The organism is Tropicibacter naphthalenivorans, assembly GCF_900176475.1.
Taxonomy (GTDB): Bacteria; Pseudomonadota; Alphaproteobacteria; order Rhodobacterales; family Rhodobacteraceae; genus Tropicibacter; species Tropicibacter naphthalenivorans.
This window is the reverse complement of record NZ_FWXX01000001.1, coordinates 47,834-63,947: the sequence shown is the minus strand read 5'-3', so window position 1 is coordinate 63,947 and position 16,114 is coordinate 47,834. Positions and strand designations below refer to the sequence as shown.

Here is a 16,114-nt window from a genome sequence, read left to right as displayed (position 1 = left end):
AAGGGATGTACGTGAATTTTTCGTGCAGGTGTTAGAACTGGTGGTCCAGCGTCAGGTGCCAAGCCGGACCCGCCGCGCCGTCCGTGGCCGACAGGATTGCGCCGGTGCTGCCGCCTAGGCGAACCTCGGCAGACAGGCCATAGGCATCGTCCTGGCCTGCGTCGGTGAATTCGCCCATGACGCCGACGGACAGCTTGGTCCAGTCGTACTGGGCGCTCAGGGCGATGGCGTCGGGACGGTTGTTGGCGTCCGGGTGCAGGTAGGCGATCGTGGCGCGCAGGCCGCCTGCGTCATACTGGGCGCCCAGCTTGGCGTTGATCCCGTCGTAGGTGTTGTTGCGGCTCCAGACGCCCTCGATGGCGGCGGCGATCTGCCATGCGCCGGCACCTTGGGTCAGCGCAACAGAGGCCGAGCGAAAGTCGCCCTTGCTGGCGTCATGGATCGACACTGCGTAGCCCAAGCCATTGGCCGTGTTGGTAAAACTCAGCCCCCAAGGCACGGCGGTGCGGCGCATGGCGGCGGTGGTCGTCTCGGCCCGCGTGAACTCGGCACGGGTGTAGGCGAGGAAGGGCGCGCTGCGTTCAAACACCGAGGTCAGCACGCTGTCATAGGCGGGGCGCACCACGCCCGCGCGCCATTGATCGTTCCAGACAAAGGCGGCGTAGGTTTCATGCGGGCGCTTGCCGTCGCGGGCAAACAGGTAGGTGCCCATCTCGAACCCTAGGGGCGCGCTTTGCGTGATGGGCAGGCTCAGCGTGACATCGGCGGTGCCGATCCCGCCATGCGCATAGGCGTCCGTCGCCCCCAGCGCGATGCGTCCCGTGACGTCCAAGGACTGGGCCTGCGCGGCGAGTGGCGCAAGGAAAAGAGCGATCAGGGCGTGGCGCATATCGGGGGCTTTCTGCTTTGCAGCGAGAATGGCACGGGGGGAGGGGGTGGGAAAGAGCTTTTAGCCGTAAGTGGCCAGCATGGCGTGCAAATCGTCCAGAGTGTTGGCCTCTTGCACGGGTTTGTCCTGCCGCCAGCGGGCCATGCGTGGGAACCGCAGGGCAATGCCGGATTTATGGCGGGGGCTGGCCTGAATGCCTTCGAAGGCGATCTCGAAAACATGCTCGGGCGTGACTTGGCGGACGGGGCCAAACCTGGCTTGCGTATTGCGGCGGACCCAAGCGGTGATCTGCGCGAATTCCTTGTCGGTCAGGCCCGAATAGGCCTTGGTAAAGGGGACCAGTTCGTTGCCTTTCCAGACGGCAAAGGTGAAGTCGGTGAAGAGGTTGGCGCGGCGGCCGTGGCCCTGTTGGGCATAGATCATCACCGCGTCGATGGTCAGCGGGTCCAGCTTCCACTTCCACCAATCGCCCTTTTTACGCCCTGCCAAGTAGGGCGATGCCTTGCGTTTGAGCATCAAACCTTCGGCGCGCATCTCACGCGAGGTCTGGCGAAGGGCTTTGAGATTTTCCCACGAGTCAAAGGTGATAGCGGGCGAAGCTCGCACGGGGGCGTCACTTGACATGGCGTCAAGCAGCGTCTCCAGCGCAGCGCGTCGCTGTTCCAGCGGCTGATTGCGGATGTCTTGGCCCTGATGTTCCAAAAGGTCGTAGGCGAGCAGGATCACCGGGGCCTCCTTGAGCAGTTTCTTGGGCACGGTCTTGCGCGTGATGCGGGGTTGCAGCGTGCTAAAGGGCATGGGGGCGGTGCCGTCCCACGTGACGATCTCGCCATCCAGAACGGTGCCCTTTGGCAGGAAATCCCTGGCGCGGGCGAACTCTGGAAAGCGGTCGGTGATGAGCTCTTCGCCGCGGGACCACAGGTGATGCTCGTCGCGGATGATCAGCTGTCCGCGGATGCCGTCCCACTTCCACTCCGCCTGCCAATCGCTTGGCGCGCCGAGGTTTTCCGGGGCGTCCTCTAGCTGATGCGCAAGGTAGAACGGATAGGGGCGCGACTGCGCCGCCGCCGGGTCGTCCGCTTCGATCAGGGAGGCGTAGGTGGTGGTGGCGGGGGTCCAGTCGCCCATGAGTTTGTGGGCAAGCTCGGCTTCATCCTGTCCGGTGGCCTGCGCCAGCGCACGGGTCATCAGCTTGCGACTGACACCAATACGAAAGCCGCCGGTGATGAGCTTGTTGAACAAGAACCGTTCGGTCGGATCAAGCTGATCCCAAGCGGCCAGGATTTGCGCCTTGCGGTCCTCGGCCGGAATGTCATGAAGTGCGTGTAGGGTATTGATCCAATGGGATAAACTGTGATCAGAGGTCTGCGTGGCCTCGGGCAGGATCAATGCAATCGTTTCGGCCAGATCGCCTACGATGGGGTAGCTTTCTTCCAGCAGCCACAGCGGGATGCCCGCCACCTCGGCGGCCCATTCGCGCAGCTGCGTTGTTGTCACCGCGCGCTTGGGACGACGCCCCGAGAACAGTGCGATGGTCCACAGCTTGTCTTCGTCCGGGGCGGTTGCGAAAAACTCGGCCAAAGCCTTTGTTTTCACGGTGGTTTTTGTGCTTTGGTCAATCGCGGAGAACAGCGCGGAAAAGCGTTTCATGCGGGCTCTTCCTCGGTCTCGCCGAACTGCGTCGGGACCACTTGGGCATTGTACCCCTGATCGATCAAGTGACGGGTGAAGATATCCGTGTAACCGTGTGTAACATATATGTTTTCTGCGCCTGTGGCCTTGATGGCTTGGTGCAGATCGTCCCAATCGGCGTGGTCTGAGACGACAAAGCCGCGATCCACCGACCGCCGCCGCCGCACCCCGCGCAGGCGCATCCAGCCAGAGGCAAAGCCTGTGCTGCCCTTGCCAAACCGCCGGGCCCACTGTGACCCCAGCGCCGACGGTGGCGCGAGCACCAGCGCGCCGGGATGCGCTTTGACATCAAGGTCGGGCGTCACGGGGAGTGTCTCTAGCAGATCATAGCCTTGGGCGCGCAGCACCGCGTTGCTTGCCTCGACCGCGCCGTGGGTGAGGATCGGGCCGATGGGCTCCAGCATCCGAAGCAGCCGTTGCGCCTTGCCCAGAGAGTAGGCGCCCAGAAAGGTGGTCAGCCCGGCGGCGGCATTGGCGGCCCACCAAGCGGTCATCTCGCGGGCGACCTCTGTCTGGTCTGGCCAGCGAAAAACCGGCAGGCCAAAGGTGCTTTCGGTGATGAAACTGTGGCAGGGGACCGGTTCAAAGGCTTCGGACAGCCCGTCCGGCAGGACTTTGTAATCGCCCGAGGCGACCCAGACTTCGCCCGCCACCTCGACGCGGATTTGCGCCGAGCCGGGGATGTGGCCCGCGGGGTGAAAGGACACGCTCGCCCCGCCGATCCGGCGTGTCTCGCCGTAGGGAATGCCCTCGGCGGTGATCTCGCCAAGGCGGTGGCGGATGATCGGCAAGGCGGCGTCGGTCGCCAGGTACGATCCCATACCGGGGCGGGCGTGATCGGAATGGCCGTGGGTGATCAGCGCGCGCGAAACCGGCCGCCACGGGTCGATGTAGAAATCGCCAGCGGGGCAGTAGATGCCGTGGTCGGTAAAGGTCAGAACGGGCGCGCGCATGAGTTGATAATAGGCGGCGCGCGCTTTGGTTCCAGTGGTTTAAGCGGGTGGTTTAGGCAGATAACGCCTGCGCTTGGCCTGCGCCCTGAAAGAGGTCGATCATCTGGGCGGTGACGCGGGCGCGGGTGGCCGGGTCTTCCATCAGGATTTCATGTTCGCCCTCGGGGACCATTTCCAGATGACCGTGCGGCCAGCGCGCCATGCGGTCACGAATGCGGTCCACGTCGACGATGCGTTCATTGGTGCCGGTAAAGCAGATGCAGGGCACGTCGGGGGATTTGCAGCGGGCCAGTTCGCGTGTCTCGGACAGCGCCTCGTGCAGCCAATGCAGCGAGGGGCCGCCCAGTTGCAGCTCTGGGATGGCGACGACCTGACGGCGCATATAGTCGAACATATCGGCGTCGGTGGTCAGGGTGTTGCCCTCGAACGGTTCGGATACGACATAGGCGACGGGTTTGGTGCCGGGCGCGTAAAGATGGCTGAGGCCGACGGTTTTCGACAGCCGGGACAGCGCCCAGGCGGCGGGGCGCACGGGCTGCGCGAGGCGAATGCCCCACATCGGGCCGGTGAACACCGCCGAGGCCACATCCAGCCCCTCCATCAGGGCGCGCAGGCCGATGCAGCCGCCCATGGAATGCGCAATCAGGTGGCGCGGGCCGGGCACTTCGAGCCAATCGGCCAGCTCCAGCATGGCTTTGATGTCTTTTTGATAGTCGGCAAAAACGTCGACGTGGCCGGTGCGGCTGTCGTCCAGCATCCGGTCGGCCAGCCCTTGGCCGCGCCAGTCGATGCACAGGGTGTGATAGCCCGCTGCGGCCAGATCGGCGGCGGTTCGGCCATATTTTTCAACGTATTCGGTACGTCCCGGAAACAGCAGGACGGTCCCCCGCGCCCCATCGGACGGGTAGTGCGCGACACGCACGCGCAGCCCGTCAGAGGTCGTCGCCCACCAGCCGCGCGCATTGGCGGGGCCTTCGGAGAGATCGGAATAAAAGGGTGCGGGGGGAAACTTCATTACGACAGAACCTGTGCCAAACGCATTGCGGCGCCCATGTCGCCGTCAACAGACAATTTACCGGACATAAACGCAGAGGTGGGATCAAGATCGCCGGACAGGATGCCTTCGAACGTCTCTTGCGAGGCGCTGAGGGTGACATCCGCGTCTTCGTCCCCGGCATGGGCGCCGTTTTCGTCGATGATCAGGCTGCCTTCGTCCTCGATCACGAACTTGGCGGTGCCGTCGAACCCTTCGCCGTCCAGTTTGGCGTTCAGGGCTTTGACAGCTTCGTTAACGGTGTCGCTCATAGTTGCTCCTTACAGTCTCAAGAATTTGTGCGCTGGCAAACCGGCACACAGGCGCTACACTCGAACCAAGTTATGAGCACGGGTCCCATGGATTACAAATCTACCGTCACGGCATTTGCCACTATAGTAATGATTTCCCTACCTGCGGGTTTATGGGCGCAAACTCGCGCAGACGACCTACTGGACCAGTTGGCGCAGGCGGAAAACGCCGAAATCGCCCAAAGGCTCGAGAATCAGCTGTTCACCGAGTGGTCGAAAAGCGGCTCTGCGGCGATGGATTTGCTGCTTAAACGGGGGCAGGATGCGCTGGCGGTGGACAATCTTTCGGCAGCGACCGAACATTTTCGCGCTTTGACGGACCACGCGCCGGAGTTCGCCGAGGGCTGGCATGGGCTGGCCCTGGCCTATTATCAGGCGGAACGGTTTGGTCCGGCCATGGAAGCGTTGGAGCGTGTCCTTGCCCTGAACCCGCATCATTTCGCGGCGCTCAAGGGGGTGGGTGCCTTGAACGAGCAGACCGGCAACCCATTTCTTGCCTACGAGGCCTATGAACAGGTATTGCAGCTGCGGCCGCATGACTCGGAAGTGATCGAGGCCATGAAGCGGCTGGAAGTTGAGGTAAAGGGCGTCCAGCTCTGACATAAAAGGCGGCCCCACGCATGGCCATGCAAAAGCGGATCGCGGCCGTTCTCGGCCCGACCAACACCGGCAAGACCCACTACGCCATTGAGCGGATGCTCGGCTATCGCTCTGGCATCATCGGTCTGCCGCTGCGCCTGCTGGCGCGCGAAGTTTATGACAAGATCGTTGGGCTGAAGGGGCCTTCGGTGGTGGCTTTGGTCACGGGCGAAGAGCGCATTGTGCCGCCGCGCGCCCAGTATTGGGTCTGCACGGTCGAGGCGATGCCCGAAGGCATGGGCGCCGATTTCGTCGCGGTCGATGAGATTCAGCTCTGCGCCGACCCCGAGCGCGGGCATGTGTTCACCGACCGCCTGATGCGGATGCGCGGCACCCATGAGACGCTCTTCCTAGGCTCTGACACCATGCGCGGGCCGATCAGCGCTCTGGTTCCCGGCGTCGAATTTGTCCGCCGTGAGAGAATGAGCCAATTGGCCTATTCTGGTTCCAAAAAGATAAGTCGCCTGCCCAATCGTACAGCAATTGTCGGATTTTCTATTGATAATGTCTATGCGATTGCCGAACTGTTGAAGCGTCAAAAGGGCGGTGCGGCGGTGGTTATGGGGGCGCTGAGCCCTCGGACCCGCAACGCGCAGGTCGAGCTCTATCAGAACGGCGAGGTCGACTATCTGGTGGCCACCGACGCGATCGGGATGGGGTTGAACCTTGATATTGACCACGTCGCATTTTCCAGCCTGTCCAAGTTCGACGGACGGCGGATGCGCCCCTTGATGCCGAACGAATTGGCGCAGATCGCGGGCCGGGCAGGGCGGGGCATGAGCCACGGCACGTTCGGGGTTACCGGCGAGGCGGGGCCGATCCACGAGGACGTGGCCGACGCCATCTGCAACCACTCGTTTACCCCGCTCAAGAAACTCAACTGGCGCAACCCGGCGCTGCAATTCGGCAGCATCGACGCGCTGGAACGTAGCCTCGACCAAAGCCCCACCGGCGAAGTCTTGATGAAAGCGCGCGAGGCGGACGACCTGCGCGCGCTGCGGGCCTTGGCCTCGGACACAGAGGTGCGGGCGCGGGCCTCTGACGGGCAATCGGTGCAGCTGCTGTGGAACGTCTGCCGCATTCCCGACTTCCGGGGCATCAGCCCGGCGGAACATGCGGGCCTCTTGGGCGTTATCTTTGGACACCTGCACCAGACCGGCCACGTGCCGGACGATTTCCTGGCGCGGCAGGTGAACCGCATTGACCGGACAGATGGCGACATTGACACATTATCGAAACGTCTCGCCTATATCCGTACATGGACCTATGTTGCGCAACGGCGTGGTTGGGTTAAAGACGAAGACCATTGGCGCGGGGCGACGCGCGCTGTAGAAGACAGCCTGTCAGATGCTTTGCACGAACGTCTGACTCAGAGATTTGTAGACCGGCGGACCAGCGTGCTGCTTCGGCGGTTGAAACAGAAGGAGGCCCTTTTGGCCGAAGTGAACGATCAGGGTGAAGTCACCGTCGAAGGGCATACCGTCGGCAAGTTGGAAGGTTTCCGGTTCCGTCAGGACAAGGACGCCACGGGCCAGGAGGCCAAGACGCTGCGTCAGGCGTCCTTGCAGGCGCTCGCTCCGCATTTCCATTTGCGCGCGGACCGGTTCTATAACGCGCCGGACACCGAAATTGATTTCACCGAACAGGGTGGCCTGATGTGGGGCGACCAGGCGGTGGGCAAGCTGGCCAAGGGCGATGATCCGCTCAAACCGCGCGTTGTCGCCTTTGTCGACGAAGAGGCAGGCCCCGATGTGGCGCAAAAGGTGGAACGCCGCCTTCAGCACTTTATGGACCGCAAGATTGCCGCGCTGTTCGAGCCGCTGATCAAGATGCGCGACGACGAGGCGCTGACCGGCCTTTCGCGTGGGTTCGCCTTCCGTCTGGTGGAATCGCTGGGCGTGATCCCGCGCGCTGAGGTTGCTGACGACGTCAAGGCGCTGGATCAGGACGCGCGCGGCGCGCTGCGCAAGCATGGCGTCCGTTTCGGCCAGTACACCATCTTTATGCCGCTGCTGCTCAAGCCTGCGCCGACGCGCCTGCGTCTGGTGCTCTGGAGCCTTGCCAACGGTCTTGAGGACTTCCCCGAAGCGCCGCCTCCGGGTCTGGTCACCGTGCCGAACATCGACGCGGTTCCGGCGCAGCATTACACGCTGGCGGGTTACCGCAAGGCGGGCGCACGGGCGATTCGCATCGACATGCTGGAACGTCTGGCGGATATGATCCGCTCTGAGGACAGCCGTGGCGGTTTTGAGGCCAAGGCCGACATGCTGTCGATCACCGGCATGACGCTGGAACAGTTCGCCGACCTCATGGGCGGTCTGGGCTACCGCGCCGAAAAGGGTGAGCGTCAAAAGGTGAAGCCGGTCGACGTCGTTGTCGCGCCCGAAGAGGGGGCCGCGCCTGTTGCCGAGGACACCGTGTCCACCGAGGACACGCCGGTCTTTGACAAGGGCCAAGAGGCCGCTCCGGGCGCGCAAGTCGGCGCTGCGGACGCCCCCGAGGCCGCCGATCTGCCCGAGGCCGTTCAGAAACTGGACGACCACGGCGAGGCGCCCATCGCCACCGACCCGGCGGAAACCGCTTCGGCGGATGTGATCGCCGACACCCCGGCCGAGGAAATCCTGCCCGGCACCGCGCCGGACGCCGGCATCGCGGGCCCCGAGACCGAGGTGTTCTACACCTTCACCTGGGGTGGCAACCGTGGCAACCAGCAGCGCCGTGGCGGCGGTCAGCAGCGCGGCCCGCGCCGCGACGCCAAGCCGAACGAGCAGCGCGGTGGCGACAAGCCGCGTGGCAAGGGCAAGCCCAAGGGCAAAGGTGGCCCCAAGGGCGACCGCAACGGCCCCAAGACCTTCTCGGCCCGTCCGCCGAAAAAGGAAAAGGCCATCGACCCCGACAACCCCTTTGCAGCCGCTCTGATGGGGCTCAAGGACAAGTCGTAAGTCGTGACCGACGACGCCCGCATCCGTGTGGACAAATGGCTGTGGCAGGCCCGGTTTTTCAAAAGCCGGAGCCTTGCCGCCGCCTGCGTCACCGGCGGGCATTTGCGCATCAACTCGGACCATGTGTCCAAGGCCAGCCGCGCGGTGGGGCCGGGGGATGTCCTGAGCTTTCCGCAAGGGCGGCTGGTGCGGGTGGTCAAAATCGTCGCATGTGGCACCCGCCGCGGCCCCGCCCCAGAGGCGCAGGCCCTGTACGAAGATTTGTCCCCGCCAGAGACCCAGGAAAAGAAACCCGTTCCGCCAATCGCCCGGATCGAAGGCAATGCGCGTCCCACCAAACGCGATCGCAGGAAACTCGATCTTGATCGGTCCCGGACGCTTGAATGATCCGCTGGGCTGGTCTAGCTAAGTCGTCGACAGCGCCTTAATACGGACGAGACCTCCCATGACTTATGTCGTCATCGACAACTGCATCGCCTGCAAATACACCGACTGCGTCGAAGTGTGCCCCGTGGATTGCTTCTACGAGGGTGAAAACATGCTGGTGATCCACCCCGATGAGTGCATCGACTGCGGCGTCTGCGAGCCCGAGTGCCCCGCCGATGCGATCCGCCCGGACACCGAGCCGGACATGGAAAAATGGGTCGAGTTCAACCGCAAATACTCCGAAGAGTGGCCGGTCATCATCACCAAGAAAGACCCGCTGCCCGAAGCCGAAGAGCGCGACGGCGAGACCGACAAGAAGACCAAGTACTTCTCGGAAAAGCCCGGCGAGGGCGGTTGATCCGATTCGGGTAAAAATTGTCGCGCGTCCGTGATGGGCGCGCTAACGGCCTGTAATCACGGGCCTTTTCCATCTGAGCGTGGCGCTAGGATGGGGCGCGTTTTTGTGATATGCTCTGTCCTCACATGAAGACATTGTATGCAGCGCGCCAAGCCACTTTGGCATTGGGGATTTAACACGACAGCGGATCGCAAGGTGATCGGGGGTTCAGATCGGGTCCCGTTCACCTCTTTTGTTGTCCGCGTGTCCCTAAGGATGCTGCGTCTGTCTGAGCTGCGAGGAAGCGACTATATGACCAAAGCGAAGAAACCCGAATTCCGTCCCAACGAGTATGTCGTCTATCCGGCCCACGGCGTCGGCCAGATCGTCAACATCGAGGAACAGGAAATCGCAGGCATCAGCCTGGAGCTTTTCGTGATCTCTTTTGAAAAGGACAAGATGACCCTGCGGGTGCCGACCCACAAGGCGACCGAAGTCGGCATGCGTTCGCTCAGCTCGCCTGACGTGGTGGATGCCGCGATGAAAACCCTGCGCGGCAAGGCCAAGGTCAAGCGCGCCATGTGGTCCCGCCGCGCGCAGGAATACGAGCAAAAGATCAACTCGGGCGACCTGATTGCCATCGCCGAAGTGGTGCGCGACCTGCACCGCGGCGACGACCAGCGCGAACAGTCCTACTCCGAGCGTCAACTTTATGAGGCCGCGCTGGAACGTCTGACCCGCGAAGTGGCCGCCGTCACCGGTGACGAAGCTGCCGCCGCCCGTCAGGTGGACGAAGTGCTGGGTCTGCGCGCCGCGTAAGCCCTTTACACCCAAAATAAAAAGCCGCGCATCCCGGAGTGGGGGCGCCGCTTTTTCGTGTCTGAACGCGGGCCTAGGCCGCGTCTTCCTTGGCCTTCTTGGCGCGCTCTTCCAGTGCCGCGTACAGCGTCGCGCCAAGGTCTTTTTCCAGCTCTTTGGCGCGGGCGATATAGGCGTGGTTCTGCGCCGACGGGATCGCCGGATCCCACAAGGTCGCCAGCTCGCGCACGATGTCGCGGTCTTGATGATAGAATGTCTCTTCGGCGATGGCGGCTTCGTATTCGCTCATCCCGAGGTTTTCCAGGACATAGCGCCCGGCGCGCAGCGAGCTGTCAAACATCTCGCGCACGATGTCATCGGCCCCGGCTTTATACAGCTGGAACACATGGGTGCGGTCGCGGGCGCGGGCGATGATGTGCAGATCGGGCCGGATGCGGCGGGCATAGGCCACCAGCTTGGTGGTCGCCTTGGGGTCGTCCAGCGCGGCGACCAGAACGCGCGCGCTTTCGATCCCGGCGGCGTGCAGCAGCTCGGGCCGGGTCGGGTCGCCAAAGAAGCCGCGATAGCCGAACTGGCGCATCAGCTGGATGGTCTTCATGTCGTGATCCAGCACCACGGCCTGAAACCCAGAGGATTGCACAAGGCGGTTCACGATCTGCCCAAAGCGCCCGATGCCCGCGATGATCACCGGCCCGGTGGCGTCGATCTTGTCCGGTTTGACGGATTCGCCGCGCTCTTCGAACCGTTTGGCGAGGTGGTCAAAGATCAGGAACAGCGCCGGCGTGATCATCATCGACAGGGCGATCACCAGCAGCAGACGGTTGGCCAGCCCCGCGGTCAGCACGCTTTGTTGCAGGCCAAAGGATACAAGGACAAAGCCGAACTCGCCGGCCTGCGCCAGCCCCAGCGTGAACAGCCACAGCCCGCGTTTGCGCAGGCCGAACAGCAGGCCCAAGCCGAACAGCACCACGCCCTTGATGACAATCAGCCCCAGCGCCAACCCCAGCATCACCAGTGGCTCGGCCAGCAGCCGGTCAATGTCGATGCCCGCGCCGACGGTGATGAAAAACAGCCCCAGCAGCAGGCCTTTGAACGGCGCGATGTCGCTCTCTAGTTCGTGCCGGAACTCCGAGTTCGCAAGCACGACGCCCGCAAGGAACGTCCCCAGCGCGGCGGACAGCCCCACGAGGTTCATCAAGAATCCGATGCCCACGACGATCAGCAGCGCCACGGCGGTGAACATCTCTGGCAGGTGGGCGGCGTGGATAAAGCGGAACAGCGGACGCGCGCCGTAGATCCCCGCGATGATGATCGCCGCCATCATGCCCAGCATCATCAGCGCCACTCCCCAGCCCGGCAGACCTTCGATCAGGGACATGGAGCCGTGCGCCGTGTCGACCGCCGCCGCGCTGTTGGGCCGCTGGATCGAGCCGTCCTGCGACAGGGTGATGGTGGGGCCGGTGGCCAGCAGGGGCAAGGCGATCAGCATGGGGATCACCGCGATGTCCTGCGTCAGCAGCACCGAGAACGTCGAGCGCCCGCCGTTGGTCTGCATCAGCCCCTTTTCCGACAGGGTTTGCAGCACGATGGCGGTGGATGACAGCGCCACGGTCAGGCCGATCGCAAGGCTGGTTTGCCATGAATCCAAGGGCTTATACCATTGCCCCAAGGCCATGGCCGCGCCCATGATCGCCAGCGTGGTCAGGACCACTTGCAGCCCGCCAAGGCCGATCAAGCGGTGGCGCATGTCCCACAGGGCGCGCGGCTCCAGCTCTAGCCCGATGATGAACAGCATCATCACCACGCCGAATTCGGCGAAATGCTGAATGTCTTCGGTGTGTTCGATCAGGCCCAAGCCCGGCCCGATAATGACCCCGGCGGCGAGATAGCCCAGCACCGACCCCAGCCCCAGCCGGGCGGCGATGGGCACGGCGATCACCGCCGCCGCCAAAAAGACCGAGGCCTGAAAGAGGAATGACTCCATAGTTTTGCGCGTCCTGTCAGATGGTTAACACCATGATGCGGTGCAAAGGCAGGCAAGCGCAACATCAAGTGTCGCGCTTTGGCATGAAAACTAGGGAGTGTTGGTGAAAAGCCCATGAGGGGCGGCGATTTTGTTAAGGCAGCGCCAGCCCCGGCGGCATCTTGCCCAAACGGGGCCGCAGGCGCGACCAGCGCGGGGTGGTTTGCGCGGGCAGGGCGCTGGCCAGCATCGGCAGGGGCAGCCGCCCCGCCAGCACCGCGCGATACAAGGGAAAGACGCCGGGCCGCAGGTAGGGCGACCAATGGCAAATGCGCTTTTCTGGCGCTTTGATCGGAAAGCCCAAAGTCCGCAGCGCATGCAGGCTGCGGTCGTCATCCAGTTGCAGCGTCACGAGGTTCGGCAGCGACAGACCATGCCCCAACGTCCGATCCCCCGGCACCGGCGCGGGCAAAAGCCGCTCAATCCCATAGTCGAACAGGTCATTTTCCCGGCTGGTGACGTTCAGCACCTGCGTTAGCTTGCCTTGCAACGATCCGCGGGCGGTGGCGCAGAACTCGGCCCCCGACATCAGGATCGCGGTCTGCACATGGGGCGACAGCGAAATGGCGCGCAGGGCCACCCGCGCGCCCATGCTGTGCGCCACCAGATGCACCGGCCGCCCCGGCGCCAACTGCGCGATCACCTCGAGCAGATCGGCCAGCACCGCGCCCGCCTGCCACGCCGCCCCATGCGCCGCCCAGAGCGAGCCGCGCGCCCCCCAGCCAAAGGAAATCCCCAGCCCTTCGCCCCGCTGGCCGCGCAGCCCCAGATGCCGGGGCCAGGACACCACGCGGCGATGCTGGCGCTTGGGCAGGCGCGACTGGATCGTCTCATGCGGGCAATGCAGCGGATGGCCGGGCAGGTATTTATACCCGTGGATCATCACCGTCACCGGGCCGGGATCGACCGCCAGCGCGTGGCGCAAAACCGGCCGCAACGCCGCAGATGCGCCGTGCAATTGCGCACCCTCCAACGTCGCCGTGATCCGCAGCATGGGCATGGGGGCTTGTCCCTCTGAGTCCGCCAAAAACCGTTAACCATAAGCTGCGCGCGATGTGTGAAAGCTTGGTTACGCTAGCGTGACGGTCTTGCAATACGCGTTTAACGCGCGTATCCGTGCCGCGTGGCGATTTGTTTACCGGATTGCGGGCCACCTCGGGGACGCCCTGAGAAAAACCGCTAAAGAGGTCAGACGAAAGGCTCCTTTCGCTTGGCCGCGACTGGGGCTTTTTTGTTGAAGGATCAAAGAGATGACGCGCAGCAAACAAACCAAACTCGTGCATGGCGGCACCAAGCGCAGCCAGTGGAACGAAGTCTCCGAAGCCGTGTTCCTGACCCAGGGCTTTGTCTATGACACCGCCGAGGCCGCCGAAGCGCGGTTCATCAAGGCCGGCCCGGATGAGTTCATCTATGCGCGCTACGGCAACCCGACCATGCGCATGTTCGAAGACCGCCTCGCCGGCTATCTGGGCTATGAGGCTGGTTTTGCGTGCAATTCCGGCATGGCGGCGGTGTCCGGCGCGCTGATGGCCCTGGTCAAGGCGGGCGATCACGTGGTGGCCTCGCGGGCGCTGTTCGGCTCGTGCCTCTATGTGCTCGAAGAGATCCTGCGCAAATTCAACGTCGAAGTGACCTTGGTCGATGGCACCGACAATGCGGCCTGGGATGCGGCGATCCGCGATGACACGCGGCTGGTCTTCCTCGAGTCGATTTCGAACCCCACGCTGGAGGTCATCGACCTGCGGCACGTCGTTGAGGTCGCGCATGCCAAGGGCGCGCTGGTCGTGGTCGATGACGCCATGGCGACCCCGGTGTTCTCGTACTGCAAGGACTGCGGCGTCGATCTGGTGGCGATTTCCACCACCAAGCACGTGGACGGGCAGGGCCGGATGCTGGGCGGCATGATCTGCGGGTCCACCGAACTGGTGCGCGGGCCGATCGAAACCTACATGAAGCACACCGGCGGCGCGATGAACCCGTTCACCGCTTGGTCGCACCTCAAGGCCTTGGAAACGCTGGAACTTCGCGTGCGCGCGCAGGCCAAGGGCGCCTATGCGCTGGCCGAGGCGCTGACCGGTCACCCCAAGCTGAACGCGGTCCGCTACCCCACGCACCCCGGCCACCCGCAGCACGAGCTGGCGCTGGCACAGTCCGAGGCAGGCGGCACCGTGGTGGCTTTTGACGTCAAGGGCGGGCGCGAGGAGTGCTTTGCCTTCCTCAACGCGCTGCAAACGATCATCATCTCGAACAACTTTGCCGACGCGAAATCCATCGCGACCCACCCGGCGACCACTACCCACCAGCGCCTTCCTCAGGACCAAAAGGATACCTTGGGAATCACGCCGGGTCTGGTGCGTCTGTCGGTCGGTCTTGAGGATCCGCAGGACATCATCGACGACATCCTTCAGGCTCTGGACGCGATTTAATGCGATCAAAGGGAAACTTTTGATCCGGAATGTCGTTTCTGACGTAAGACTAGGCAAGAATGGAAATTGCCGCTGGCAGTTCCTATGTTGTAACGCGAATGACTGGATCAGGGGTTTCCCTTATGAACATGCACACGCCGGACATTGACCGTAAACCGGGCCGGGGCGACGCAGAGGCGGCGCTGGCCGTGCTGCGCGAATGGGCACAAGGTGCCGCCAGCGAAGAGATCGAGACCCTCGATCCGGCTCTGCGGCAATTCGTGCGCGACGCCGAGCCTTCGGATTACCCGGCGCTGCGCCGCGAGTACCCCGAGGACTTCGTCGTCGAACCCGCCTACAAGGACAGCCTGCCGGACCTGCAAAACGGTCCGGCGTCGCTGATCAAAGGCGCGAACCGGGCAATTCAGCATGTGGGGATTTCGAATTTCCGCCTGCCGATTCAATACCATACCCGCGACAACGGCGATCTGACGCTGGAAACCAGCGTGACCGGCACTGTCAGCCTTGAGGCCGATAAAAAGGGCATCAATATGAGCCGCATCATGCGCTCTTTTTATGCTCACGCCGAGAAAACCTTTAGCTTTGAGGTGATCGAAGCGGCGCTGGACGACTATAAAACCGACCTCGAAAGCTTTGATGCGCGCATCAACATGCGCTTTTCCTTCCCGATGAAGGTGCAGAGCCTGCGGTCGGGCCTGTCGGGCTATCAGTATTACGACATCGCGCTGGAGCTGGTGGAAACCGCCGGGGTCCGCCGCAAGATTGTGCATCTGGATTTCGTTTACTCTTCTACGTGCCCCTGTTCGCTGGAACTGTCGGAACACGCCCGGCGCGAGCGTGGCCAGCTGGCAACCCCGCATTCTCAGCGCTCGGTTGCGCGGATTTCGGTGGAACTGGTTGGCCCGACTTGCCTGTGGTTCGAAGACCTGATCGAGATGTGCCGCGCCCAAGTGCCGACCGAGACCCAAGTCATGGTCAAGCGCGAGGACGAACAAGCCTTTGCCGAACTCAACGCGGCCAACCCGATTTTCGTCGAGGATGCCGCGCGCCTGTTCGCCGAAGCGCTTGAGGATGACCCGCGCATCGGCGATTTCCGCGTGCTCGCCAGCCATCAGGAAAGCCTGCACAGCCATGACGCGGTGTCGGTCCTGACCGAGGGCGACACCTTTGCCGCCGACAGCCTTGACCCGCGTTTGTTCGCGTCGCTGTTCCACGTCGGCTGAAAATTTCAGCGTTTTGCCATGCGTCCGGGCCTGCTCGGGCGCATTTTGCGTGACGCGGCCTGAGATGCGCGAAAAAATGCGCGGATTTACGGGAAAATTACCGGCCCTGTGCTACCGTTAACTCGATGGGAGGAAACCTAAGTCTCTAACGAAAGGTTTCCCAAATGCGCGACAACGTACAGCTCAGGGTGGGACACACCCGCCTGAACACCAAGATTGACCGCTATTTTGCCAGCATCGGGCTGGGGTTTAACCCCTCGGCGCTGCGCCGTGCCCGGCTCCGAGAGATCATCGTGCTCGAGGCGCAAACCGATGAGGACCTTGCACAAATGGGCCTGACACGGGATCAAATCCTGCCGCATGTGTTTCGCGATCTGATCGCGGCCTAGGGTGCGGCGTCG

15 protein-coding genes are annotated in these 16,114 nt (G+C 63.2%); 8 read left to right on the top strand and 7 right to left on the bottom strand.

From position 1 onward, the window contains the following. Positions 1-31: 31 nt before the first annotated feature. Genes B9A11_RS00235 through B9A11_RS00215 form a run of 5 tightly spaced genes read right to left on the bottom strand, consistent with a single transcriptional unit; the run spans position 32 to position 4,839 of the window. A complete protein-coding gene (locus B9A11_RS00235) occupies positions 32-889 on the bottom strand; it encodes a hypothetical protein (protein WP_058246343.1) in 858 nt (285 codons plus the stop codon). A gap of 60 nt (positions 890-949) precedes the next feature. Further along, positions 950-2,539, bottom strand: coding sequence for an ATP-dependent DNA ligase (locus B9A11_RS00230; protein ID WP_058246344.1), 1,590 nt, complete (start codon positions 2,537-2,539; stop codon positions 950-952). Beyond that, positions 2,536-3,534 (bottom strand): ligase-associated DNA damage response exonuclease, encoded by a 999-nt coding sequence (locus tag B9A11_RS00225; protein ID WP_058246345.1) that lies wholly within the window; start codon positions 3,532-3,534, stop codon positions 2,536-2,538. Before B9A11_RS00225 ends, B9A11_RS00230 begins: the two co-directional genes overlap by 4 nt. Positions 3,535-3,586: 52 nt before the next feature. Continuing rightward, the gene (locus B9A11_RS00220) at positions 3,587-4,549 is read right to left on the bottom strand and encodes an alpha/beta fold hydrolase (RefSeq protein ID WP_058246346.1); all 963 of its coding nucleotides are present in this window, start codon (positions 4,547-4,549) and stop codon (positions 3,587-3,589) included. Then, positions 4,549-4,839: an SCP2 sterol-binding domain-containing protein gene (locus B9A11_RS00215; RefSeq protein ID WP_058246347.1), complete on the bottom strand. Its 291-nt coding sequence runs from the start codon at positions 4,837-4,839 to the stop codon at positions 4,549-4,551. Before B9A11_RS00215 ends, B9A11_RS00220 begins: the two co-directional genes overlap by 1 nt. Positions 4,840-4,926: 87 nt before the next feature. Between B9A11_RS00215 and B9A11_RS00210 the strand changes: the two genes are divergently transcribed. From B9A11_RS00210 to B9A11_RS00190, 5 genes are all read left to right on the top strand, one after another. After that, on the top strand, positions 4,927-5,478 hold the full coding sequence (locus B9A11_RS00210) for a tetratricopeptide repeat protein (RefSeq protein WP_234988697.1): 552 nt from the start codon (positions 4,927-4,929) through the stop codon (positions 5,476-5,478). 20 nt (positions 5,479-5,498) lie between these two features. Beyond that, entirely contained in the window at positions 5,499-8,459 is a 2,961-nt protein-coding gene (locus tag B9A11_RS00205) for a helicase-related protein (protein WP_058246349.1), read from the top strand. 3 nt (positions 8,460-8,462) lie between these two features. After that, the gene (locus B9A11_RS00200; protein ID WP_058246350.1) at positions 8,463-8,846 is read left to right on the top strand and encodes an RNA-binding S4 domain-containing protein; all 384 of its coding nucleotides are present in this window, start codon (positions 8,463-8,465) and stop codon (positions 8,844-8,846) included. A 58-nt stretch (positions 8,847-8,904) separates the two neighbouring features. Then, positions 8,905-9,243, top strand: coding sequence for a ferredoxin FdxA (gene fdxA / locus B9A11_RS00195; RefSeq protein WP_058246351.1), 339 nt, complete (start codon positions 8,905-8,907; stop codon positions 9,241-9,243). 291 nt (positions 9,244-9,534) lie between these two features. After that, the gene (locus tag B9A11_RS00190; protein WP_058246352.1) at positions 9,535-10,041 is read left to right on the top strand and encodes a CarD family transcriptional regulator; all 507 of its coding nucleotides are present in this window, start codon (positions 9,535-9,537) and stop codon (positions 10,039-10,041) included. Between the two features lie 73 nt (positions 10,042-10,114). Here B9A11_RS00190 and B9A11_RS00185 read toward each other — a convergent pair whose 3' ends face one another. After that, positions 10,115-12,025, bottom strand: coding sequence for a cation:proton antiporter domain-containing protein (locus B9A11_RS00185; RefSeq protein ID WP_058246353.1), 1,911 nt, complete (start codon positions 12,023-12,025; stop codon positions 10,115-10,117). A gap of 133 nt (positions 12,026-12,158) precedes the next feature. Continuing rightward, positions 12,159-13,064, bottom strand: a complete 906-nt coding sequence (locus B9A11_RS00180) for an alpha/beta hydrolase (protein WP_083499753.1) — start codon at positions 13,062-13,064, stop codon at positions 12,159-12,161. 250 nt (positions 13,065-13,314) lie between these two features. Between B9A11_RS00180 and B9A11_RS00175 the strand changes: the two genes are divergently transcribed. From B9A11_RS00175 to B9A11_RS00165, 3 genes are all read left to right on the top strand, one after another. Next, on the top strand, positions 13,315-14,490 hold the full coding sequence (locus tag B9A11_RS00175) for a trans-sulfuration enzyme family protein (protein WP_058246354.1): 1,176 nt from the start codon (positions 13,315-13,317) through the stop codon (positions 14,488-14,490). Between the two features lie 122 nt (positions 14,491-14,612). Beyond that, positions 14,613-15,713, top strand: a complete 1,101-nt coding sequence (gene folE2, locus B9A11_RS00170; protein ID WP_058246355.1) for a GTP cyclohydrolase FolE2 — start codon at positions 14,613-14,615, stop codon at positions 15,711-15,713. Positions 15,714-15,877: 164 nt separating this feature from the next. Next, on the top strand, positions 15,878-16,102 hold the full coding sequence (locus tag B9A11_RS00165) for a hypothetical protein (RefSeq protein ID WP_058246356.1): 225 nt from the start codon (positions 15,878-15,880) through the stop codon (positions 16,100-16,102). Positions 16,103-16,114: the final 12 nt, after the last annotated feature.

What these genes read in the sequence shown, in the direction of transcription:
- fdxA (WP_058246351.1), top strand. Translation starts at nt 8,905, where the DNA reads ATGACTTATGTCGTCATCGACAACTGCATCGCCTGCAAATACACCGAC.
- B9A11_RS00230 (WP_058246344.1), bottom strand. Translation starts at nt 2,539, where the DNA reads ATGAAACGCTTTTCCGCGCTGTTCTCCGCGATTGACCAAAGCACAAAA.
- B9A11_RS00185 (WP_058246353.1), bottom strand. Translation starts at nt 12,025, where the DNA reads ATGGAGTCATTCCTCTTTCAGGCCTCGGTCTTTTTGGCGGCGGCGGTG.
- B9A11_RS00175 (WP_058246354.1), top strand. Translation starts at nt 13,315, where the DNA reads ATGACGCGCAGCAAACAAACCAAACTCGTGCATGGCGGCACCAAGCGC.
- B9A11_RS00190 (WP_058246352.1), top strand. Translation starts at nt 9,535, where the DNA reads ATGACCAAAGCGAAGAAACCCGAATTCCGTCCCAACGAGTATGTCGTC.
- B9A11_RS00165 (WP_058246356.1), top strand. Translation starts at nt 15,878, where the DNA reads ATGCGCGACAACGTACAGCTCAGGGTGGGACACACCCGCCTGAACACC.
- B9A11_RS00235 (WP_058246343.1), bottom strand. Translation starts at nt 889, where the DNA reads ATGCGCCACGCCCTGATCGCTCTTTTCCTTGCGCCACTCGCCGCGCAG.
- B9A11_RS00180 (WP_083499753.1), bottom strand. Translation starts at nt 13,064, where the DNA reads ATGCCCATGCTGCGGATCACGGCGACGTTGGAGGGTGCGCAATTGCAC.
- folE2 (WP_058246355.1), top strand. Translation starts at nt 14,613, where the DNA reads ATGAACATGCACACGCCGGACATTGACCGTAAACCGGGCCGGGGCGAC.
- B9A11_RS00220 (WP_058246346.1), bottom strand. Translation starts at nt 4,549, where the DNA reads ATGAAGTTTCCCCCCGCACCCTTTTATTCCGATCTCTCCGAAGGCCCC.
- B9A11_RS00215 (WP_058246347.1), bottom strand. Translation starts at nt 4,839, where the DNA reads ATGAGCGACACCGTTAACGAAGCTGTCAAAGCCCTGAACGCCAAACTG.
- B9A11_RS00210 (WP_234988697.1), top strand. Translation starts at nt 4,927, where the DNA reads ATGGATTACAAATCTACCGTCACGGCATTTGCCACTATAGTAATGATT.
- B9A11_RS00225 (WP_058246345.1), bottom strand. Translation starts at nt 3,534, where the DNA reads ATGCGCGCGCCCGTTCTGACCTTTACCGACCACGGCATCTACTGCCCC.
- B9A11_RS00205 (WP_058246349.1), top strand. Translation starts at nt 5,499, where the DNA reads ATGGCCATGCAAAAGCGGATCGCGGCCGTTCTCGGCCCGACCAACACC.